At 33.3% G+C, this 22,280-nt stretch carries 24 protein-coding genes; 6 read left to right on the plus strand and 18 right to left on the minus strand.

Translation table 11 applies throughout. The annotated features are described in order from the left end of the window. The first annotated feature begins 162 nt into the window (after window positions 1-162). From ACOQOS_RS15530 to ACOQOS_RS15540, 3 genes are read left to right on the plus strand one after another with little or no spacing between them, the layout of a single operon-like run. Window positions 163-873: an ABC transporter ATP-binding protein gene (locus ACOQOS_RS15530; RefSeq protein WP_420571382.1), complete on the plus strand. Its 711-nt coding sequence runs from the start codon at window positions 163-165 to the stop codon at window positions 871-873. A 2-nt stretch (window positions 874-875) separates the two neighbouring features. Beyond that, on the plus strand, window positions 876-2,282 hold the full coding sequence (locus ACOQOS_RS15535) for an ABC transporter permease (protein WP_420571383.1): 1,407 nt from the start codon (window positions 876-878) through the stop codon (window positions 2,280-2,282). A gap of 1 nt (window position 2,283) precedes the next feature. Continuing rightward, the gene (locus ACOQOS_RS15540) at window positions 2,284-3,705 is read left to right on the plus strand and encodes a DUF3526 domain-containing protein (RefSeq protein WP_420571384.1); all 1,422 of its coding nucleotides are present in this window, start codon (window positions 2,284-2,286) and stop codon (window positions 3,703-3,705) included. Window positions 3,706-3,985: 280 nt separating this feature from the next. Here ACOQOS_RS15540 and ACOQOS_RS15545 read toward each other — a convergent pair whose 3' ends face one another. From ACOQOS_RS15545 to hemB, 7 genes are all read right to left on the minus strand, one after another. Continuing rightward, window positions 3,986-4,699, minus strand: a complete 714-nt coding sequence (locus ACOQOS_RS15545) for a 3'-5' exonuclease (protein WP_420571385.1) — start codon at window positions 4,697-4,699, stop codon at window positions 3,986-3,988. Between the two features lie 39 nt (window positions 4,700-4,738). Beyond that, window positions 4,739-5,230 carry a DUF4442 domain-containing protein gene (locus tag ACOQOS_RS15550; RefSeq protein WP_420571386.1) on the minus strand — a complete coding sequence of 164 codons (492 nt, stop codon included), beginning with the start codon at window positions 5,228-5,230 and terminating at the stop codon, window positions 4,739-4,741. A gap of 55 nt (window positions 5,231-5,285) precedes the next feature. Beyond that, on the minus strand, window positions 5,286-5,771 hold the full coding sequence (locus tag ACOQOS_RS15555; RefSeq protein ID WP_420571387.1) for a methylated-DNA--[protein]-cysteine S-methyltransferase: 486 nt from the start codon (window positions 5,769-5,771) through the stop codon (window positions 5,286-5,288). A 216-nt stretch (window positions 5,772-5,987) separates the two neighbouring features. Next, the gene (locus ACOQOS_RS15560; RefSeq protein ID WP_420571388.1) at window positions 5,988-7,067 is read right to left on the minus strand and encodes a CNNM domain-containing protein; all 1,080 of its coding nucleotides are present in this window, start codon (window positions 7,065-7,067) and stop codon (window positions 5,988-5,990) included. Between the two features lie 136 nt (window positions 7,068-7,203). Continuing rightward, on the minus strand, window positions 7,204-7,713 hold the full coding sequence (locus ACOQOS_RS15565; RefSeq protein WP_420571389.1) for a DinB family protein: 510 nt from the start codon (window positions 7,711-7,713) through the stop codon (window positions 7,204-7,206). A gap of 27 nt (window positions 7,714-7,740) precedes the next feature. Continuing rightward, window positions 7,741-8,148: a c-type cytochrome gene (locus tag ACOQOS_RS15570; RefSeq protein ID WP_420571390.1), complete on the minus strand. Its 408-nt coding sequence runs from the start codon at window positions 8,146-8,148 to the stop codon at window positions 7,741-7,743. A gap of 9 nt (window positions 8,149-8,157) precedes the next feature. Then, window positions 8,158-9,132, minus strand: a complete 975-nt coding sequence (gene hemB / locus ACOQOS_RS15575; RefSeq protein ID WP_420571391.1) for a porphobilinogen synthase — start codon at window positions 9,130-9,132, stop codon at window positions 8,158-8,160. 60 nt (window positions 9,133-9,192) lie between these two features. On the opposite strand from hemB, the gene ACOQOS_RS15580 reads away from it, so the two are divergent. The 3 genes from ACOQOS_RS15580 (at window position 9,193) to ACOQOS_RS15590 (ending at window position 13,640) form a co-directional block, all read left to right on the plus strand. Next, window positions 9,193-11,847 (plus strand): DEAD/DEAH box helicase family protein, encoded by a 2,655-nt coding sequence (locus ACOQOS_RS15580; protein WP_420571392.1) that lies wholly within the window; start codon window positions 9,193-9,195, stop codon window positions 11,845-11,847. 62 nt (window positions 11,848-11,909) lie between these two features. Continuing rightward, window positions 11,910-12,614, plus strand: a complete 705-nt coding sequence (locus tag ACOQOS_RS15585; RefSeq protein ID WP_420571393.1) for a hypothetical protein — start codon at window positions 11,910-11,912, stop codon at window positions 12,612-12,614. Window positions 12,615-12,707: 93 nt separating this feature from the next. Then, window positions 12,708-13,640 (plus strand): hypothetical protein, encoded by a 933-nt coding sequence (locus ACOQOS_RS15590; protein WP_420571394.1) that lies wholly within the window; start codon window positions 12,708-12,710, stop codon window positions 13,638-13,640. Here the strand turns inward: ACOQOS_RS15590 and ACOQOS_RS15595 are convergent. From ACOQOS_RS15595 to hemE, 11 genes are all read right to left on the minus strand, one after another. Beyond that, window positions 13,630-14,859 (minus strand): tetratricopeptide repeat protein, encoded by a 1,230-nt coding sequence (locus ACOQOS_RS15595; protein WP_420571395.1) that lies wholly within the window; start codon window positions 14,857-14,859, stop codon window positions 13,630-13,632. The two genes, ACOQOS_RS15590 and ACOQOS_RS15595, sit on opposite strands and share 11 nt — an antisense overlap. Further along, the gene (locus ACOQOS_RS15600; protein WP_420571396.1) at window positions 14,856-16,148 is read right to left on the minus strand and encodes an AAA family ATPase; all 1,293 of its coding nucleotides are present in this window, start codon (window positions 16,146-16,148) and stop codon (window positions 14,856-14,858) included. Before ACOQOS_RS15600 ends, ACOQOS_RS15595 begins: the two co-directional genes overlap by 4 nt. Window positions 16,149-16,353: 205 nt before the next feature. Beyond that, window positions 16,354-16,785 carry a PaaI family thioesterase gene (locus ACOQOS_RS15605; protein ID WP_420571397.1) on the minus strand — a complete coding sequence of 144 codons (432 nt, stop codon included), beginning with the start codon at window positions 16,783-16,785 and terminating at the stop codon, window positions 16,354-16,356. Window positions 16,786-16,820: 35 nt separating this feature from the next. Continuing rightward, the gene (locus ACOQOS_RS15610; RefSeq protein ID WP_420571398.1) at window positions 16,821-17,618 is read right to left on the minus strand and encodes a site-2 protease family protein; all 798 of its coding nucleotides are present in this window, start codon (window positions 17,616-17,618) and stop codon (window positions 16,821-16,823) included. Further along, window positions 17,609-18,511 carry an oxygen-dependent coproporphyrinogen oxidase gene (gene hemF / locus ACOQOS_RS15615; protein WP_420571399.1) on the minus strand — a complete coding sequence of 301 codons (903 nt, stop codon included), beginning with the start codon at window positions 18,509-18,511 and terminating at the stop codon, window positions 17,609-17,611. Before hemF ends, ACOQOS_RS15610 begins: the two co-directional genes overlap by 10 nt. A gap of 119 nt (window positions 18,512-18,630) precedes the next feature. After that, a complete protein-coding gene (locus ACOQOS_RS15620) occupies window positions 18,631-18,816 on the minus strand; it encodes a class I lanthipeptide (protein ID WP_420571400.1) in 186 nt (61 codons plus the stop codon). A 23-nt stretch (window positions 18,817-18,839) separates the two neighbouring features. Then, complete coding sequence (locus ACOQOS_RS15625) at window positions 18,840-19,001, minus strand: hypothetical protein (protein ID WP_420571401.1); 162 nt, start codon at window positions 18,999-19,001, stop codon at window positions 18,840-18,842. Window positions 19,002-19,072: 71 nt separating this feature from the next. Continuing rightward, window positions 19,073-19,822, minus strand: coding sequence for an EI24 domain-containing protein (locus tag ACOQOS_RS15630; RefSeq protein WP_420571402.1), 750 nt, complete (start codon window positions 19,820-19,822; stop codon window positions 19,073-19,075). A 97-nt stretch (window positions 19,823-19,919) separates the two neighbouring features. After that, window positions 19,920-20,450 (minus strand): GNAT family N-acetyltransferase, encoded by a 531-nt coding sequence (locus ACOQOS_RS15635; protein WP_420571403.1) that lies wholly within the window; start codon window positions 20,448-20,450, stop codon window positions 19,920-19,922. A 46-nt stretch (window positions 20,451-20,496) separates the two neighbouring features. Then, a complete protein-coding gene (locus ACOQOS_RS15640) occupies window positions 20,497-21,021 on the minus strand; it encodes a GNAT family N-acetyltransferase (protein WP_420571404.1) in 525 nt (174 codons plus the stop codon). A gap of 212 nt (window positions 21,022-21,233) precedes the next feature. Then, on the minus strand, window positions 21,234-22,256 hold the full coding sequence (gene hemE / locus ACOQOS_RS15645) for a uroporphyrinogen decarboxylase (protein WP_420571405.1): 1,023 nt from the start codon (window positions 22,254-22,256) through the stop codon (window positions 21,234-21,236). Between the last annotated feature and the right edge of the window lie 24 nt (window positions 22,257-22,280).

Consider the following 22,280-nt stretch of genomic DNA (forward strand, 5'->3'; position numbering starts at 1 on the left):
AAGTACAAAAAAGATGCTGCAATTTTCATTGCAAAGCATTCTAATATATATTCCTTCTTAGGAACTTTCTATCCATTTACCTATACACATAATCAATCAAAAAACGCTTCATCATATTACTAAGCTATATGATGAAAGTATAATTATTCAACACCAATATTTATGATACAAATAGATAACCTTACCAAAACGTATGGAGATTTGACTGCTTTAGATTCACTTTGCTTACAAGTAAAAAAAGGTGAAATTTATTGTCTTTTAGGAGCCAATGGAGCTGGAAAAACGACAACAATCAATCTACTTTTAGGGTTTATAAAACCTACTTCAGGGAGTGCTTTTATAAATGATATCAATGTAATAGAACAACCTAAATTGACCAAGAATCATTTAGCATATATTCCAGAAAACCTAATGTTGTATCCAAGTTTAACAGCGTTGGAAAACCTTGATTATTTTTCAGGAATAGCCAATAAAAAATTCAACAAAGAAGAACTGGAAACATTTCTAACAGAAGCAGGATTGCAAACATCTGCCTTTCATAAATCAGTTTCTAAATATTCAAAAGGAATGCGACAAAAAGTAGGAATAGCAATTGCGTTAGCAAAAGATGCAAAAGTATTACTACTAGATGAACCAACTTCAGGATTAGATCCAAAAGCAAGTAACGAATTTGGACAATTACTTCAAAAATTAAGGCATAAAGGAGTTGCAACGTTAATGGCAACGCACGATTTATTCAGAGCCAAAGAAGTAGCTACAACTATTGGAGTGATGAAAGACGGACAATTGAAACATCAATGGGCAGTTGACGAACTTTCTCTGAAAGAACTAGAAGATAGTTATTTAGAAACAATGTCTTATAATTCTTTATAGTTATGGTATTAGATACATTCAAAAAAGAAACCAAAGAATTGTGGCGAGACGGTCGTGTTCGTATTGCTTTTATCATTGTATTATTTTTAACGGCTATTGCTACATATATAAGCACTAAGCATTATCAAAATATAAATGAACAATATCTTGAAGCTAGCAATACTGAAAGAGATATTTGGGACAATCAAGGAGAAAAAAATCCACATTCTGCAGCGCATTATGGTACGTACGCATTCAAACCTAAATATCCTTTATCTTTAATAGATCAAGGAGTTGATAAGTATACAGGAACTTCTATTTTCTTAGAAGCGCACAAACGAAATGAGGCTCAATTCATAGCTGCTTCCGATCAAACTGGTTTAGCACGTTTTGGCGATTTAACTCCCGATTTTATACTACTATTTATTATTCCATTACTATTAATTTTAGTTTCCTACAATAGTGTCACTAAAGAAAAAGAAAGAGGAACACTTACGCTCTTACGCAGTCAAGGAGCTATTGGATGGAAGATAGTCTTAGGAAAATGGTTGGCGATTTTTTCACCAATATTTGTTTTAGCGTTTGTTCTATTCTTATTAACAGGTGTGTTATTGTCTAATTTGCCTGATTTTGGAGTTTTTAATTGGTCATCACTATTTGTACTCTTTGGAACATATATGGTGTATTATGCCATTTTTATCAATTTAGTATTAATTATATCTGCATCCGTAAAAAAATCTGGAATCGCATTAGTATTATCCTTAAGCGTTTGGATTTTAGTATGTCTTGTATTGCCTAAAGTAGCAAGCAATCTTGCTGAATACAAATATCCATATCCGACAAGGCAAGAATTTAGCGAAAACATTACACAAGATAAAAAACAAGGACTAGATGGTCATAACCCTTGGAGTGAAGCCGCAAAAGAATTGGAAGAAAAAACCTTAAAAGAATATGGAGTAGACAGCTTGAGTCAATTACCATTTAATTATGATGCCTACAGAATGCAAAAAGGAGAAGAACATGAAGCTGAAATTTACTTTAAGCATTATAACTACCTAAAAACGCAGTATGCAAACCAAAGTAGTATTTATCAAAAACTAGCAGCAATTTCTCCGTACTTATCTACACGATTTTTAAGCATGGCAATTGCAAAAACAGATTATGATACACATTGGGATTTTTCAGATGCTGCCGAAAATTATCGAATTGAAAGTCAAAAATTTCTAAATGACCATTTTGCCAAAGAATCAAAATATGGAGAATGGGGTTTTAAAGCTGATGCTGAATTTTGGAAGAAACTACCAAAGTTTACCTATGAACCGCCATCGTTGTCAGAAACGATTCAAACAAACAAATCTAGTGTGCTTATGATGTTAGTTTGGCTAGTTGGCTCTTTCACCTTGTTGTTTTTCACCACTAAATCTCTCTAAAATGTTAAGATATAATTTTAAATATGAATGGTTACTATTGATCCGAAACCGATGGATTCAACTGCTCAGTATACTGTTATTTTTACTTTTTGGATTTGCTGTATACAATGGTGTTCAAAAAGTTAAAACACGTCAAGCCAATATTTCTAATGCAATAAGCGAACTTAAAACCCAAGAGACAGCAACATTAAGTGTATTAGATTCTCTTGAAAAAGGACACAAAGTAAGTGTATCTAGATGGCGATTGCCTTCAAGAGCTGTTGTCATAGGAAATTCTCTGCCAAGAGTAGTAAATATGCCTGCAAAATCAACTGCTTTTATAGCAACAGGACAATCAGACCTTTTTGCTCACTATGTAGAACCGACGGTTACAGGAGACGATCTTTCTATCAGTTATACGGAAATGACAAGTCCGGTACAATTACTTTTTGGAAGCTTTGATTTGGCTTTTGTAATCATTTTTCTATTGCCATTATTAATTATCGCTTTTTCTTTCAATGTGTTGGCTGCGGAACGTGAAAGCGGAACACTAAAGTTATTGGCATCTCAACCTATTCTCATAAGAGTTTGGGTATTACAAAAACTAGGATTGCGCTTTTTTTGGTTAATCTTGTGTATCATTAGTACGCTCATAATTGTCTTTGTAATTTTTGAATTCAATTTCTCGGCAAATTGGACTTCATTCGTAATACTGCTAAGTTATATTTTAGTATATGCGTTATTTTGGTTTGTCTTAGCATTTGCTACTAATATTTGGATTCGTAGTTCTGCCAAAAATGCCATCGCACTTATTGGTTTTTGGGTGCTATTTGTATTATTATCACCTTCTGTCTTAAATCAGCTAAGCAATACAATATATCCAATACCGTCTCGAACGTTAATGCTAAATAAAATGCGAACGCTAAAAGCAGCAGCAACTAAAAAACAAGATGAAATTTTAGATAACTACTTAAGAGATCATCCAGAATATGCTATTAACGATAGTACGCAAACACGAAATTTTTACCACAGATACATGGCAACGCAAAACTTGGTAAAAGAAGAACTAAGTCCCGTAGTTAAAAAGTTTGAAACACAATTAAACAATCAGCATCAATGGGTACATGCGTTTAGTTGGTTCTCGCCAGCATTAACGGTTCAAAATTCGTTAAATGATTTGGCTGGAACTTCAGAAAAAGATTATCAAAACTTTAGACATCAAAGTTTAGAATTTGCTGAAGAATGGAGAAATTTCTTCATTACATACATGTTCAACAATCAAAAATTCAAAAAAAGTGATTATCAAAATCTTCCTTCATTTAAATACACGTATCAAAATGAAGTTGGTTACCTGCGAATTTTAGGTTTACTCGGAATAAGCTTAGCGATTGTTGTTTTGGTATTTGTTTTAAAACCCATGAAACATTTAAATATACTAGAATGATATTTAGATCAATTTTCATTCTAATTATACTATTGTCTGTGAATTTTTCACAAGCACAAGAAGTCAATACGGCTAATTTTCCGCCACCAGAATAAGGCAATAAAAATTACAGGCAAAATTATTTCAGATGGACTTCTTTATGAATCATTCCTAGTTCTTTTAAAGCAATTTTAATACAAAGAGGATCACTAGACTTTTTACGAATACATTTTGGAAAAGAGTCTAGTGTTCAACTTGAAAAAGGCTGTTAAAGCCTTCGAAAATGGAGAACTAATATTCATCAAACATGTAACATTTCATCTGTGTCTAACAAGCGTTCATTGCGTAACCTTAGTAAAATCTGTGCAACGGCAATGACATCTTTTTCACAATAGGTAATGATGCGATCAATATCGCCTTCTTCATAAAAGACATTTCGTACCTGACTACCATCAATGTCATCTTTTGGAGATGGAATTCCCAATACTTTGGTCATCAAACGTAACGAAGTATAATGTTTATAATCACCAAATTTCCATAATTCCATGGTGTCTAAATGTGCAATTTCCCAAGGTTTCTTACCAAACAAATTCAATTTAAAAGGCAAAGTAATCCGATTAATAATCATACGGCGTGCTATATATGGAAAATCAAACTCTTTTCCATTGTGTGCGCATAACAAATGATGAGGTCTATTAAAATGTGTTTCTAATAATGCTTTAAATTCGCGAAGTAGTTGTTCTTCTTCTCCATAAAAAGAAGTCGTTCGAAACTGTCGAATATCTCCTTTATTCGCAAAATAGCCTACCGAAATACAAATAATCTTGCCAAATTCTGCCCAAATTCCTGCGCGATCATAAAATGCTTCAGGAGTAAATTCATCTTTACGCTGATAGGTTGTTTTCTGTTCCCAAAGCGTTTTTTCTTCAGTATCTAAATCATCAAAATACGGATGTTCAGGAACCGTTTCTATATCAAGAAACAATACGTGTTCTAAATTTATTTTCTGTAACATAAGTCTTTACTTTAGTACGTTTATGAGGGTAAGTTTGTACTATGAAGACATTGCTTGCTTTCGTTTTTTTAGCTTTTCTTTATAAAAAGACTTTTCAGCAATATATAAGGTTTTGATCACTTCTGCAAAAATCTGTTCACTGCTATTCTTTAAATATGTTGTCTTTTCGATAGTCATTTCGTGCGTTTCTTTCACCTGCTTTTTAATAGCTTCCAATTCGTCATTAGTAAAGATAAATTCACAAAACAAATGTTCCTTTGCGGGTCTTTTATAATGAATAGTAGCTGCTTTATCCCAAACTACATACTCTTCTCCCAAAATCTGCATCAGTTGAATCATATAAATCGGATCGGTGGCTGCAAACATACTTCCGCCAAAAATAGCACCTACATAATTTTTATTCTTATAACTCAACGGAACTTTAATTTTTACTGCTTTCATATCGTCCGTAATATCAATAACACGTGCTGTTGTACGACGATACATAGGCGACAGATTGAATCCGTATTTAAAAATTGCCGCGGTCGACATGAATTTTTTTAAAAAATTGGTAGCGGTTCTATACATAGTTTTTGCGAGTCTTAAATTAAAAAAGAGATTGCTGTTTTACAGGACTTTCATGTTCCAATAACCACTTTTTTCGCCACAATCCGCCAGCATAACCAGTTAGTGAGCCGTCACTTCCAATAACTCTATGGCAAGGAGTGACTATCCATAATGGATTTTTACCATTTGCTGCTGCTACAGCACGAATTGCTTTTACATCACCTAATTTTTTAGAAAGTTCTAAATAAGAATACGTTTTTCCGAAAGGAATTTTATTGAGTTCACTCCAAACTTTTTGCTGGAAAGTTGTGCCTTTTGGTGTGAGTGGAATATCAAATTCAGTACGCTTTCCTTCAAAATATTCTTCCAATTGGACAATACATTTTTTAAGAACTGACGGAATTATTTCAGAGTTTTCAATGGCTGTTTCAGTGTCTAAAACAGAAATTTCTAAAATACCTTCACCATCAGAGATGATTCTTGTAATTCCTAAAGGAGTTTTAATATGTGCTGTATGTGTGTTCATCGAACTAAAAAGCATGCTTCATCGATAAAAAGATTAAAAGTACAGATGAAGTGCAATTTTTTTATAGATTTGCTGTGCGTGAATAATTAATATATTAACAATAATTTATAAAAAAAATTGTAAATTTATAAATGTATTAATACACAAAAAAGAAAGTTGTTAGTAGTTGGTGGTTTATACAAGAAATTTACCAATGATAAATATACCCAGCAGAATTTATTCTTCTGGGTTATTTTTTTCAATCAATCCTAATTTCTTTGCTCTCTTTTCCCAACTTCTACGAGCGAGTTGTTGTAAATCGGCAACATTATCACTTTCGTCCATAATCTCTAAACCAAGTAAAGTTTCAATAACATCTTCCTGACTCACTAAACCACTTACAGAACCGTATTCGTCAACTACTAAAGCAATATGTTCTCTTTGCTCAATTAATTTTTCAAAAAGTTCAGGAATCGGCAAATTACGATCGGTAACCAATAAATCTCTTTTTATAGATAATAAAGGCTGATCACCTTTTCCGCGTATAATGGCTTCCATCATCTTATCTTTTAGGATATAACCTATAATATCATCTTCTTTTTCGCCGTGAATCGGAATTCTAGAAAACTTCAAATCTGGGTTTTCATCAAAAAATTCTTGAATTGTTTTATCGGAAGCGTCAATCTTCAATACAGATCGCGGCGTCATTACATCTTTTGCCAAGATATCTTTAAATCCTAAAAGATTACGAATCACTTTACTTTCCGATTCTTGAAATACACCTTTATCTGTAGCAATTTCTGTCATCGCAGTAAAATCTTCACGACTCAATACACTTTCTCCGTGTCCTTTACTGCCAATAATTTTAGTAAACAATTGCAAAATCCACAGAATTCCTGTGTATTTTAAAATCAACACCATAAATCCAAGTGTCTTCGTAGTGAAATTTGCTAATTCTTTCCAGTATTTAGCGCCAATTGTTTTTGGAATAATTTCAGAAGCAACTAAGATTAAGATCGTCATCACAACAGAAATAATAAATACACCGTAACTATCGTCGTCACCGTATAATTTTTTTGCTTCTGTTCCTACCAAAATTGCACCAACTGTATGTGCAATTGTATTGAGCGTAAGAATGGCAATTAAAGGTTTGTCTACATCTTGTTTCAATGCTTTTAAAGCATCTGCATAAGGTTTTCCTTCTTTCTTTTTAATGTTTACAAATGTGGGAGTTACACTGAGTAAAACGGCTTCCAAAATAGAGCATAAAAATGAAAAGAAAATAGAAATTACTCCGTAAAATATTAATAGTGTCATGTTTCTTTAAAAATTGTATTGTAGCGAATTTAGCTAATATTTTGCGCAATTTTTGAGATACGCTTCTGAATCTGCTAAGTTTCTGTTTTTTTGAGGATTTTATTCGATATCTGACGCACTTTTTGCATAAAAGTTACTACCAACCACGATATCTTGGTGGTTTTACATCATTTAGGTTTAAATATACAATGATTTGTCCTCTGTGATGTGTAACATGGTCTTGTAATAAATTCAAGATTTGTAACTTAGTTTTTGGACCAGCAAAAAAATCGACGACTTCTTTCAATTCCTCTGAAGAAGCTTTTTTTATGATAGCAGATGTATTGTCAAATGCTTCTTTAATAGCGGCAACAATTTCTGCCTTTGTTGTATAACTTGCTTTCTCATCGTTCTTTTTCTTTTCCTTTGAAAAATAAGTGGTACTTAACCAATCCATATTTCCTTTGATATGTAGTAATTGTTCGCGAAACGTTTTTTGACGTTCTGTGGGTTTGTAATCGTACTTGTCTTCAGGCATTGCTTCTGCCATTTCTACAAGATAATTTTTTGAGTTTTCCCATTTTTCTAAAAAAGCAGAAATTGGTGTGTCTTGTGCTTTCGCGATGGTTACTGTGAAGATAACGACAAGAAGTATGTATTTTTTCATTTTTTGAAGGGTATTTTGCAGTATATTTTAGTAGGTGTATAAAAGTATGGATTCAATATCTTTATCAGACAAGTCAGGAAAAGAAGTGCATTTGTAACCTCTTTCACCTGTGTATTTAATTTTACTTGAAAAATCATTTCGCATAAATTTAATAATATCTACAGTTGTGTAACGTTCGTGAATACCACGTAACGCTGGTCCAGTAGATTGTGCATCTAGCTTATGACAAGCAGCGCAATTGGCTTTAAATAAATTACGTCCTGCTTTTGCATTTTCCGCAAGAGAAGGAGAAACTAAGTGAGTACCACAGAAAAATTCTGGTTGTTGTTCAAATTCCAAACTTGCAATGTATTCTTGCTCCTGAGCGTTTACAAGAAATAATATGGCTGCTCCAGCAGAAATTATAAAAACAAATATGGAAATTGCCGCTTTCATTCTTAAAAGTTACGACAATAATTTGATAACGTCTTTAGCAAAATAACTGGCAATCATATCTGCACCAGCACGTTTAAACGCCATAATAGATTCCATCATCACTTGGTCGTGGTTTAGCCAGCCTTTTTCAGCCGCAGCTTTCAACATTGCATATTCTCCACTTACTTGATATACCGCTACTGGTACATCAAATTCATTTTTTACCTCACGGACAATATCTAAATATGCCATTCCTGGTTTTACCATCACAATATCAGCGCCTTCATCAATATCCATTTCAGTTTCGCGCATAGCTTCATAGCGATTGGCAGGATCCATTTGGTATGTTTTTTTATCACCAAAACCGGGTGCAGAATCTAAAGCATCACGAAAAGGTCCGTAAAATGCAGATGCATACTTAGCACTGTAACTCATAATACCTACATCGGTGAAATTTTCATCTTCCAAAGCTTCACGAATGCTTAAAATTCGTCCATCCATCATATCACTTGGTGCTACAAAATCAGCTCCGGCTTCTGCATGCGAAACGCTCATTTCTGCCAAAACTTCTACCGTATCATCATTGATAATTTTTCCTTCTTCCACAATACCATCATGACCAAAAGACGAATACGGATCTAGAGCAACATCCGTCATCACAATCATATCTGGACACGTATTTTTAATGGTTTTGATAGCACGTTGCATCAATCCATCAGGATTTAAAGCTTCTGTTCCTTTATTATCTTTTAAATTATCAGGCACTTTTACAAACAGTAAAACAGATCGTAAACCTAAACTCCACAACAATTTCAATTCGTCAACGAGTGTATCTAAACTATGACGATAATAATTAGGCATGGATGGAATTTCTTCCTTTACACCTTTGCCCTCAACCACAAAAAGTGGTACTAAAAAATCGTTTGGAGTAATGATATTTTCTCTTACCAAACCGCGAATGGCAGCATTGGTACGTAAGCGTCTATTTCTTCGAAGTGGAAACATAAATTGTAATTTTAAAGATAAATCAAGATATCTTTTATATTTTTAATCGCTGTAAAGATAATGAATAATACACCGAAAGTCATATCAAAAACGCCTTTTGAATCATTGCGATTTCAGTTTACTTGGAGAAACTATCAAGAGAAGTTTTTAGCGCATTTTAATACACACATAAACGATAATCATTTACACGTCGTAGCGCCACCGGGATCTGGGAAAACAATTCTTGGTTTGGAAATGCTCCGTAGAGTGCAAAAAAAGACGATTGTATTTGCGCCTACATTGACAATAAGGAATCAATGGAAAGACAGATTGTTGTCTTTTTTTACGGAGGATAACGCTTTTGCGGATTTTTCTTTTGATTTAAAAAAGCCTGCATCACTCACATTTACTACTTACCAATCGTTGCATGCATTTTATAAAACCTTTGAAACGAAAGCAGCTTTTTTAGCGTTTTTTGAAACCTACGGAATCGAAGCAGTTGTGCTAGATGAAGCACATCATTTGAAGAATGAATGGTGGAAATGTTTATTTGCCTTAAAGCATGATCGAAAGTTAACCACAATTGCTTTGACAGCAACGCCGCCAATTGATAGTACAGACCAAGAATTGTCGCGCTATTTTGAATTGTGTGGTCCGATTGATGAAGAAATTGCAGTACCCGATTTGGTGAAAGAAGGCGATTTGTGTCCACATCAAGATTATGTCCACTTTTCAGAACCTAGTAAAGAAGAAGTTGAATCGATTGCCTTGTATCGAAAAAAAGTTACCGATTTTGTAGAAAGTTTACAATATGATGAAACATTTATTTCGCTTTTAAAATCGCATCGTTTTTTGAAGGTTTCAGATGAAATTTTAGCAGAGATCTACAAAGAACCAGAATACCTTTCTAGTATTTTAATCTTTTTGAAATCGGTTGGAGAAAATGTTGATCCGTTTTTGTTTGAAGTTTTAGGTTTTGAGAAAAACCAAGAAGTACGTTTGCCAAGTTTGGATTATGAATGGACAGAAAAGTTGTTGAAATATTTAATTTTTGACGATCGAGAACAATTATTCATTCATGAAGAATACTTGCTAAAACTAGAACGTCGTTTGCGAAAAAACGGCATGATCAATCACAAACAAGTATCTACTTTTGGAGATAAAAAATTGTATAAAACGCTGGCAAATAGTCCAAGTAAAATGCAAAGTATTGTTGAGATTGTACAGCAAGAATATAGAAATTTAGATACAGAACTTCGAGCAGTTGTATTGACTGATTATATTAGAAAGGAATTTTTAAATTATACACATATTGATGAGGTAAATCAACTTGGTGTATTGCCAATTTTTCAACATTTACGAACGTCTTTGAAACGGATAAGTTCTATTGGAGTGCTTTCGGGAACCATGGTTATTATTCCTGAAAACTGTGTGTCAATTTTAAATGAATTTCATTCTGATAAAACCTATACATACAAATCGTTAAATTGCGATGATAAATTTGTAATTATAACTATAAGTTCTAAAGTGAAATCAGATTTAGTAGCTGATATTACCAAGCTTTTTGAACTAGGACATATTAATATTTTAATAGGAACCAAATCGTTATTGGGTGAAGGTTGGGATTCTCCTGCAATCAATAGTTTGATTTTAGCATCTTTTGTGGGTTCATATGTTTCTTCCAATCAAATGCGTGGTCGTGCCATTCGTTCGCAAAAAGAAAACCCTAGAAAAGTTAGTAACATTTGGCACTTAGCTTGTATAGATCCTACAGTAGATGATGGCGGAGACGATTTGGAAAAGCTAGAACGACGTTTTCATGCGTTTGTTGGCGTTTCAAATACAGCGCCAATATACATTAGTACAGGAATTGGTCGTTTGGCATTGCCAATGACTTTTGATCGTGAAATTATTCAAAATCTTAACGAAAGTACCTTTGCAAAAGCAGCAAAAAGAAAGGAAATCAAAACTATTTGGGAAACGGCTATTGGAGAAGGAAATGTACTCACCACAGAAATACAATACTTTACCGAACAACCAAAATTAGAAACCAGAAGAAAGCAATTGTATCATCAAGACTTGGTAAAATATGTTTCTGCAGAGGTTTCTATGGGTATTTTAGTCGTTGTTTCAGAAATTTATCTACAAGCAACACTCAGGACGCTTCAAACAGGATTTATTTATTCTTTGTATAGTTTAATTGCGATTTTGGGAATCTTTTTAGGGTTTAAAATTTTTAAGAAAATTAGAGTCTATTCGCAATCGCGATTTATCTATACGCATATTGATAAAATTGGCAAAGCAGTATTATTTTCACTTCACGAATTAGGATATTTTACGACTCATCTCTCCGAAATTACAATTACTTCGGAAGAACCTGAATATGGTGGAGCTATTTGTAACATTCATGGTGCGACACGTGTAGAAAGTTCTTTGTTTGTAAAAGCTATGGAAGAAATATTGAGTCCAGTAGACAATCCGAGGTATTTACTTGAAAAAACCAATGCTTTTGATAGTTTTTCAGAATTACAAAACTACTATGCAGTTCCTTCTATTTTTGGAGGAAAAAAACAAGATGTAGAAATTTTTCTTAGCTTTTGGAGGCGTTATGTAAGTGGAGCGCATGTGCATTTTACAAGAACAATGGAAGGAAGAAAGTTGCTCATCAAAGCACGTTTATTTCATGTAACGAATGTGTTTAAAAACACAACCAAAAAGGAAGTAATTTGGAAGTGATTTTTGTCTCTTTTAAGCATTGAAATGACTATCTTACGGAGTATTTAATATAATACTAAAGAATGCAAAAGGAAGAAAATAGAAAGTTTACTGCAGATGATATACAAACATTGAGTACTAAAGAATGGTTTCAAATTAGATTTTTTGAACAAGCTGAAATTGATCCATTGTATGTGATAATTGGTTTTCTTCAAGAATATTTTGGCGGTTATTCGTTACATGAAGAAACAGTAGATATGTTTTTTGTAAATGAGTTTGAAAAAGCGCAAGTTTTTAAAAAATTATGTGATTATTATTTAGCTTCTCAACAGCTTGAAAATGATATAAGTTTACTAAAAGTTGAAAGTGGTCATTCGTATGTGCTCTCAAAAACAATTTGTAAAAAACTAGAAGCGTATTTTACGGAAAAATTACCGCAATTTTTGAGTCATAAATGCTTTAAGCTTCCTAAAACAGATGATGTATTTAAAACTCCAGAAGAATTGTATGGAGACAGAAGTTTCCTGTTTAACTTTAAAAGATATAGTTATTTGTTAGGTGTTGTTATAAAGAATAAAATGGAGCATATACCTGCAATAAACTTTGCAAATGCATCTCATAAAGCTGAGCTAAGCATTAAAATTTTAAGAGATTTTACTGCTTTTGGAGATAATTCTATGAAAGTTGAATATTTTTTTGGTGCTCCACATGTCACGCGAATCAATTTGTCTGAAGCAAATAGCATTTGGAAAGAAGCGGATGCGTATGTAACTCATATTCAAAAGTAAATGGTACTGTTTTTGATGTAAAGTTTATATGAAAATTGAATTTTTCTCGATGATTTTTATTGAGATTATGTATTAACATTAAAATCGACCATTATGAAAAGTAAATTTCTAAGACTTAATAAAGCTTGTAGTGAACAATGGGAAAACATGAAGCCAAATGAAAAAGGCAGTTTCTGTGATACCTGTGCTAAAAATGTAATCGATTTTACACAATTAAGTCAATTAGAAATTACTGAAAAAATTAAAAACTCAAAAGGAGAAATTTGCGCAAGAATTACTAAAAAACAACTAGAAACACCATTGGTTGATGTTGAAATTGCAAAAGAATACAAGCTGCCATATTCTAACATTGCTGCGAGTATCTTATTAGCGTCTACTTTAACTATTGGGCAAACTGCATATGCTAATACGGTGAATGTACAAACTGAAATTGTAGAAACATCAGATGCGACAGTAAAATCTGAGCGCAAACAAAAAACATCAACACCAAATACAACTTCTACGAGGAATTTTGTGACTTTTAAGGGAAAAGTAACAACCAAAAAAGATGGAAACGCTATAGATCATGCTAAAATTACATTGGTAACAATGAATGAAATGTTGACAACATTCAGCTTGGAAGATGGTTCTTTTTCTCTTAGAATTCCGATGGAATTACTTGATGATGATAACGTAATTAGAGTTACTTATGAAACCATTAAAAATGAAGAAGTATTTTCTGGTTTAGAAGCATCCGATTATGTCTTGTCTAAAAAAGAAATACAAACATTTTATGCTATAAAAGCTGAACCGTTAATTCACTATCTTGGTGGAATTGGTCATTATGCTAAAAAATCTCCTATTGTGATTCATAAAGGAAAAAAGATTGATTACAAGGAGTTTGTAAAAGCAAGAATGGGCAAGGTTAGTAGTTGTAGTTTAGAAAATAAAGACTACTATCATTTTGAATCAAAAGCAGCCATTGCCATTTATGGAAAAGCAGCCAAAGACGGTTTGTATATTTTGATAGATAAGTCTAAGAAATAAAATTAAACAACCAGGTATACAATACCATCATCCCTAAAACAATAGCGCCGTTTAACATGATGTCGCTGGTAAAAAATATCCCAAAGAAGCCAACACAAAGAATTGCTATTCCGTAGAAAAGACCGAATATTCGGACGTTTTTCGATGTTTTTAAGAAAGATCCAGGTAATGGTAATAACGCACAGAAACAAGTGAAACCCCATAACATGAATAACGGATTTCCAAATACAAAAAATGCAATGGTTCCTAAAATTCCGCCAAGTAACAATCCGCCAAAAGTATAACCACTATATTTTTCCTCATTTGTTAATAGATATTTACCATACGAATCGGCCAATAAAATGGTGTTGGATAACGATTCCATAATCCATCCGCCAAGGACAAAAACTAAATAGACAATAACCAACGGAATGACTAAAAATGTTAAATCAGAAGCACGTAAAATTCCAATTCCTACACGATAAGCAACATAAATTCCAATGATAAAAATCCATTGATTTCTAGAGGATTGCTTGCTCATCCAAAAAGCATATTTTAAATACCATTTGTATAAGAAATTCTTTGATTTTATAGCGGTAGCCATACCTTCACGCGCATATTGCATGTTCGGATTGAGTTGTAAGGCTTGTTTAAAATGATGCAATGCTTTTTCAGTATCGCCATTTTCTAACGCAACCCAACCTACATTGGCATGTGCATAATCGTCTTCAGCATTATCATATAAAATATGTTCAACGGTTTCTTCGGCTTCCTCTTTTCTATTAAGTTTGGTCAATATGCGAGCGCGAAGATTAAGACACGCTGTATTTTTAGGATCAAGTTGCAAACCTTCATTGACAAAGTGTAGTGCTTGTTCAAACTTTTTTTGATCCATTAACAAAGCGCCTTTAAATCCAAAGAAATCTGCTTCATACGGATCGAGCTCAATACTTTTATCTACTAAACTCATTGCATGATGCGCATTATTTAAACGATATGCAATTTGACCTTTTAGGAAAAATATATTTCCTTCATTTGGAGTTTCTTGTAAAAGTTCATCAAGAATTTTAGAAGCTTTGTCGTAAGCTTCTGTATTAAAAAAACATAGCGCCAAATAGTACTTACTTCCATAATTGTAAATACTTTCAGAAATGGCTGTACTCAAATAGCTGATAGCTTCTTGGTAACGTCCTAATTCGAATAATTGTACGCCTCTTTGATGATTTTTTGATTCGATCATTTTTTGATTTTTAAATAAGCTAAAATATCATCGTATAATCCGCTATCGTTTGCATACAATGCATAGTTTTTAGAAGATACAAACCATTCTTTGGTACTTGGCTTTGTTTTTTTAATGGCTTTTAAAATATCTTTTGTACTCAACGGTTTTGGGATGCCATCTTTAAAAGAAGCTTCAAGTTTTTTCTCAATAGCCACATCGATTGCTGCTTGAATATCGGCTCCAGAAAATTCTTTTGCGGCTTTTGCCAATGCCATATAATCAATAGTTTCGGTAGGTTTTTCTTTGAGATGAATATTAAAAATAGATGCTTTAGCTTCTATGTCTGGTGGCGATACAAAAATGATACGATCAAAACGTCCTGGACGGCGAAATGCAGGATCTAAATGCCAAGGAGCATTTGTGGCGCCAAGTATTAAAATTCCGTCGTTATCGGCATCAATTCCATCCAATTCTGCCAAAAACTGATTGATTACAGTTCTACCTGAGGTTTTATTAACATCGTTTCGATTCGCACCAAGCGCATCAATTTCATCAATAAAAATAACACAAGGTGTATTTTGACGCGCGGTTTCAAAGATTTCGTGTAAGTTTTTCTCCGAATTCCCAATCCACATGTCCAAAATATCATTAATTCCAACACTGATAAAATTCGCATTAATTTCGCCTGCCGTTGCGCGTGCAATATGTGTTTTTCCGCATCCAGGCGGTCCATAAAGTAAAATTCCTCCACCAATTTTTTTCCCGTAGGCTTTGTATAAATCTTGATGTTCTAAAGGCTTGATGATTTTTAAATCGATTTCCTTTTTAATGTTTTCCATACCACCAATACTTGCAAAATTGGTCGTTGGTTTTTTTAGGAATGACAAACCATCATCATCTACAAAGTCAGGTTCGCGCGTTGTGTTTACTTTCAAAACATTGTCAAAATCTTCATTGCTGTAAGAAGCATCGAGATTTATCAATTCTTTATAAGTTTCTTGTGCATCACTGTAATTTTCTTGATTAATTTGGCAATAGCACAATAATTCTAGATATTTTTTTTCGGGAGTTACTTTTATGATTTCTTCAAGTAACACTTCGGCGGCTGTAATTTTTTGTTGTTTGTAAAAACAACTTGCTAGTTCGTATTTTGCTTCTAGATGATTTCCATCTAAATCAATAATTTCAATTAATTGTTGCTCAGCTTCTTCAAAACTTCCTTGCTGTATGTATAGTTTTGCAATTTGAAGTTTGAGCGGAATATTGTTGGGAGAAAATTGTAAGGCTTCTAATAAACTTTCTAACATTCGCTTAATTTTTACTTAGATAAATTTTCTATCTAAAATTAACTTCTTCAGTATTTAAGGTTAAAATTATTTAAAAATACGATAGTTTCTAAGAAAAGCGGCTTTATATTTTCGACTTAACATTACTTTTTTGCTATTTGTCAAAATAATAAGATTATCTTTTAGATATGTTATTTTAGTTTTTAATCGAGAAGTATTGACGTTTTTATTTATATCCAATTTCTTCTGTCAAGGCAATTCTACTTTTGGCAAAATTTCCAGTTCCAAAAGCAATTTCTCTACCTTTTTCATCTACCAAAGTACTTTCTGCTACAAACAAATTGCGCGATTTGAATTTGAGTTTCCCTGTCGCCGTAATTTTTCCTTCGCTTACAGGTCTTGTAATGTTGATATTGAATGAAGTCGTTAAAACAAATGCATCTTTCACGATAGAATTTACTGCAAAAAAAGCGGCATCATCCAAAAGTTTAAAATATACGGAACCATGAATGGCGCCTAATGCATGAAAATACTTTGAATCAATAGCCATTGAAATGGTAGCTGTTTCATCAGCAACTGTCATTTGAGTAGTTTCATAAAGTTGCGTATTCATATTTGAAGTCAAATACATGCGCTCTAATTTTCGGTAGTGGTCCATAGTTTAAAATTAGTGAATTTTTATACGCTATTTTTTTAGAAATATTTATTCTTCGGTAAAACTTTAATGATTAAAAGTACTATTAAAGAAAGAAGATATACCGTAATAGCATATTTGAATAAGTTCACGAAACCATCACTAAAACCAGTCAGTGAAAAGTAAAATGAACCCATTTTGTATATGAAATATAAGTACACTATGTAAAATATAGCATTGAGAAGTATCATTAGTTTGCCAATTTTCATTGAAATTGAAGCAACTAATATCATAATAGTTGAGGTAACTGCTGTAAATAATGATACTAAGCATAAAATAATAGGAAAGACTTGTTTATTGTTGGTAATCGTATTCCAATTAGTTTCAGCTTGTGCAATATCAATTACACCTGCAATATGTTGATATATGTTATAAACAACGTCATTTAATACTTGAAATCCTTCATTGAGACCTCCATTTGGATCAATAGCGAACGCACCAATTATAAAGGGAATCAATAAAAGTAAAGGAGCGCCAGCCGTACAAATAAAACGGACTATTGGAGGCTTTGAAAGTAACATGTACTCTTTAATTTCCATCGGTTGATTGTCATCTAGTGATTCATCCACCATTCCAGCGATTTTGACATAACCGCCAGCAGGAAGCCAGCCCAATTTATATACCGTATGATTACGTTTAAAATTTAGTGTGTATTTTTCGCCAAGTCCTAATAATAGTGAGAAAGCTTCAATACGAACACCAAAAATACCTGCTAGAATGCAATGAAACATATTAAACAGAAACATAACTATTGCTACAGCAATTCCGAAATAAACAGCGGTTGTGATTATATCCATTCTTTAGGGTTTTTTAATGTTTCAATCAATTTAGCTTCTTCAGTTCCTGCTTCTGGATGATGATTGTATTTCCATTGTACAGTTGGTGGTAAACTCATTAAAATACTTTCAATACGTCCGTTGGTTTTGAGTCCAAATAAAGTTCCACGATCATGAACCAAATTGAATTCTACATAACGTCCGCGACGTACTTCTTGCCAATCTTTATGAGCTTGTGTATATGCTAAATTTTTACGACGATCTACAATTGGCACGTAACTTTCAAGAAAACTATTTCCTATCTCAGTAACAAAGTTATAACGATCTTGCATCGTAAATTCATCTGTTTTTTTTAAGTAGTCAAAGAATAGTCCACCAACACCACGAGCTTCATTTCTGTGCGCATTCCAAAAATAGTTATCACAAGTTTCTTTATATTTTGGATAGAACTCAGCATGATGTTTATCGCAAGCAGTTTTACATACCGTATGAAAATGTGTAGCATCTTCTTCAAACAGATAATAAGGCGTTAAATCTTGTCCGCCGCCAAACCATTGTGTAACGATATTGCCTTTTTCATCATACATTTCAAAATAACGCCAATTGGCATGAACTGTAGGGATGAATGGATTTTTTGGATGTAGCACCAAACTCAATCCGCAAGCAAAAAAATCACCTTGTTCTACCTTAAAGTTTTTGCGTAACGCTTCTGGCAATTCACCATGAACGGCAGAGATATTTACGCCACCTTTTTCAAAGATTGCTCCATTTTCAATAACGCGTGTACGTCCGCCGCCGCCTTCTGGGCGTTTCCATAAATCTTCTTGAAATGTAGCTTTTCCATCAATTTCTTCTAGTTTGGAAGTGATTGTATCTTGTAATTGATGAATGTAGTTGAGAAAAAGGTCCTTCATTATTTAATTTTTAATAATAACAAAGGTACTTTTTATATTAGAAATAAGAAGAATACCTTTTCAACAAAAAAAGAAGCCATTGCTGACTTCTCTTTTATTAGTTGTATGCTATTCTTATGTTAATGAAAGCATTTCGGATAGCCGTTACAAGACAAGTTGCAGCTATTTCTTTCACTAGCACATTGCGCACCTGGACAACTGTCTGTTGGCGCAGCAAAACCAGCTTTAATAATTCTTTGTGCTTCTTTTTCAAGAGATACAATGGTGTTTTTCCCTAAACTTAGTTTGGTGTTTGTTTTTTTCATGGTGTAAATTTTTGGTTAGATTGTTATTGATTTGCTGGACATGGTCCGTTGGCACAAGTTTTTGCTTTTGTTGGACATTGATCTCCAGGACAACTGTAAGAGGTTTCAGAACGTCCTCCTCGAATATTTTCTAAAGAGACAATTGTGCTTTTACTCAAAGCTAACTTTGCTTTACTTTTTTTCATGGTGAAATATTTTTGTTAAGTCATGAATATAAGTAAAAAGCAACTTGTAAGAGTACAGTATACACTTACTTTTAGTACACTTTTTCTGGATGAAGTGCTTTTAGTGTTGTCAGTGTAGAAGCTACAACAGATAATGGTAATACAATTAAGATACCAACCACAGGAATTAATAGAATCAGCATGAAAACGATTCCGTTTCCAATGGCAATTCCTCTATGTTTTCGAACAAATTCTACACTTTTTTTATAGGGAAAGTAGCGTTCTAGGGTGTAATCCATGTTTCCAAATCCTGCGTAGTATGCTTGTACTAAAAAGATAAGAAATACAAATACAATTCCAATTACGGGAATGAAACTAAAAATAAAGAATGGAATGATCCAAAGTATTTCTACGAGTAAGTTTCTAAAATTGAGTCGTATTCCTCTTGCTAATGCTGAGGTTTGTGCTTTGAGTCCTGAGTTTTGTTTGTGTACCGTTCCTAGAAGATATTGCTCTACTTTTTCTGAAATTGGACTCATAAACGGAGATACAAGTGCCATTAAGGTATGCTTAAAAATAACGATTCCTAATGCAAGGACAATCAATCCGCCAATGATATGACTGATGTCGGTGAACATTTCTTTTCCCCATGAAAATGGCCAAATTCCAGCAATATAATCTCCAATAGTGCTAGATAAGCCATACGCTGTAAAGATGATGACAATACCAAGTATAAAACTAATTGCAACGGGAATGGCAAAAAACCGCCATAAATTAAGTTTGTTTAGCAATGTGTATGCTGAAAAATACGCTTGAATTCCATTGAATATTCCTTTTATCATAGTTTAAAATTAATCATAAAAATCGAAATAATTTTCAATCGTATGTGCCTGCCTCTTTTGTTACTATAATTGCTCTCAATTTCCCTTAAATAAGATTTTATATTTTGCCCAATTGTTCTTTTGCTAATTCATAGTGATTAACTTTTTGTCGAAAATTAATCATACCAGGAATTGTTTCATATGTTCTGATAAAATCAAATCCTAATTTTTTCAAAGTCTTGTTGGGAGCGATATTCTCAGAATATGGTTCGCATATTAGCTTTTTTAATTCAAATTTTTCAAAGTAAAAAGGAATTGTCATTTTTAAGAATTTTAGCCCTAATCCGCTTTTTCGCTTTCCATTTTCCCATAAATGTAAATGCATTTTAGCAGATATTCCAAACGATATGTGATTCACATTTGAATGTCCTACAGGTATATTGTCTACTAACCAAATTATGTAATAATACTCTTTTTCTTTGTATGGTTTTATTAATTCTGCTTGTAGATTTTGAATCCATTTTTCTCGATTAGGCAATTTGCTTTTATCAGCGCCCATTCCTTTAAGAAAATCTACATCAGCATTGAAAAAGTAATCTACGATTTTCTCAATGTCAGATGCTATAAACTCTCTTACAGTTATTTTCATTCGTTTGTGATTTCAAATTGTTAAAATTATGATAGGTAGTTTTACACTATAAAACACGTTCAAAATGTAGCACGTCCATAATATTCCCGTGAAAATCTTTATGTCCATTTTTGATTCGCTCGGTCATTTTAAAGTCGAATTTTTCTGCGATACGCAAACTTCCAGGATTGTCTTCTCCAATGCGAAGAACGGCTTTTTTGAGTTGTAATTCTTCTTTGCAATGCGTGATAAGTTGTGTCATTCCTTTTGAAATGATTCCTTTTCCTTCGTGGTTTTTATCTATAAAATAAGCAAATTCACATGTTTTCGTTTGCCAATCAATTTTTTTGATGATGAGCAGTCCAATAGGTAATTGCGAGCCTTTTTCAACAATTTTGAAAGTGTAATTTTCCTTAGCAGAAGCTTCTCTCATTTTTGTTGCGATATAGATTTCTGTAGCAACCAGGGAGCAATTTTCTTTAGCTGTAATTGGAAAATATTGATGTAATCTTTTGGCATTCGCCTGAATTAACTCAAAAAGCTGGTTTTTGTCTTTTGGTTCTAAAAGTGCTATGTAAAATGATGTTTGCATTATTGTAAAAGTAGTGCAAATTCTGATGTAAAAAAATCCGTTGCTAGACTTACTAAGCAACGGATTCGTTTTTATGATATGTATTTTGAAACTTCGCGTTAGGGATAGAAGCTTTGTTGGAGCTCCTCGAAGAGAGCGACTGCTGAAAGCCCAACCGCAAAAGTACACTGAGCGGAGCCGAAGTGTACTTTTGTGGGAACGCCCAAATTATTTTATGCTTTATATTCTTTTACAGCGTCAATAAAGGCTTTAGCATTGTCTAAAGGAATGTCTGGTAAAATTCCGTGACCTAAGTTGACAATGTATTTGTCTTTTCCGAATTCGTTGATCATTTGGTGTACCATTTTCTTGATTTCCGCTGGTGGCGAATATAAACGTGTTGGATCAAAGTTTCCTTGAAGCGTAATATTTCCGCCTGTTAAATAACGTGCATTTCGTGCCGAACATGTCCAATCAACTCCTAAAGCAGCTGCGTTAGATTGTGCCATTTCTTGAAAGGCAAACCAACATCCTTTCCCGTAAGCAATGACAGGTGCATCATCTTTTAAAGCTTCAATGATTTGATTGATGTATTGCCAAGAAAATTCTTGATAATCTGTTGGAGACAACATGCCGCCCCAAGAATCAAATACTTGTAATGCATTGACACCAGCTTTTACTTTTTCTTTTAAATACGCAATGGTTGTATCTGTGATTTTTTGTAATAGTTGATGTGCTGCGACAGGATTTGTAAAGCAGAATTTTTTGGCTTTGTCAAAGTTTTTACTTCCTTGACCTTGTACACAGTAGCAAAGAATTGTCCATGGTGAACCTGCAAAACCAATGAGTGGAATTTCGTCGTTAAGTAATTCTTTGGTTGCTTTGATGGCTTTGTATACGTAGTCTAACACTTGTGGGTCAGGAACAATAACATTGTCAACATCTTGTTGTGTTCGCACAGGATTTGGCAAATACGGTCCGAAATTTGGCTTCATTTGCACTTCAATGTTCATTGCTTGTGGAATGACTAAAATATCTGAGAATAAAATGGCAGCATCCATTCCGTAACGACGAATAGGTTGTACGGTAATTTCACTTGCCAATTCTGGAGTTTGACAACGCGTAAAGAAATCATACTTCTTTTTAATTTCCATGAACTCTGGTAAATATCTTCCTGCTTGACGCATCATCCAAACTGGTGGACGTTCTACCGTTTCTCCTTTTAAAGCTCTTAAAAATAAATCGTTTTTTATCATGTTTTAGTTTTTGGCTGTTAGCTA

Origin of the sequence: Kordia sp., assembly GCF_965224175.1 — a bacterium.
GTDB lineage: Bacteria > Bacteroidota > Bacteroidia > Flavobacteriales > Flavobacteriaceae > Kordia.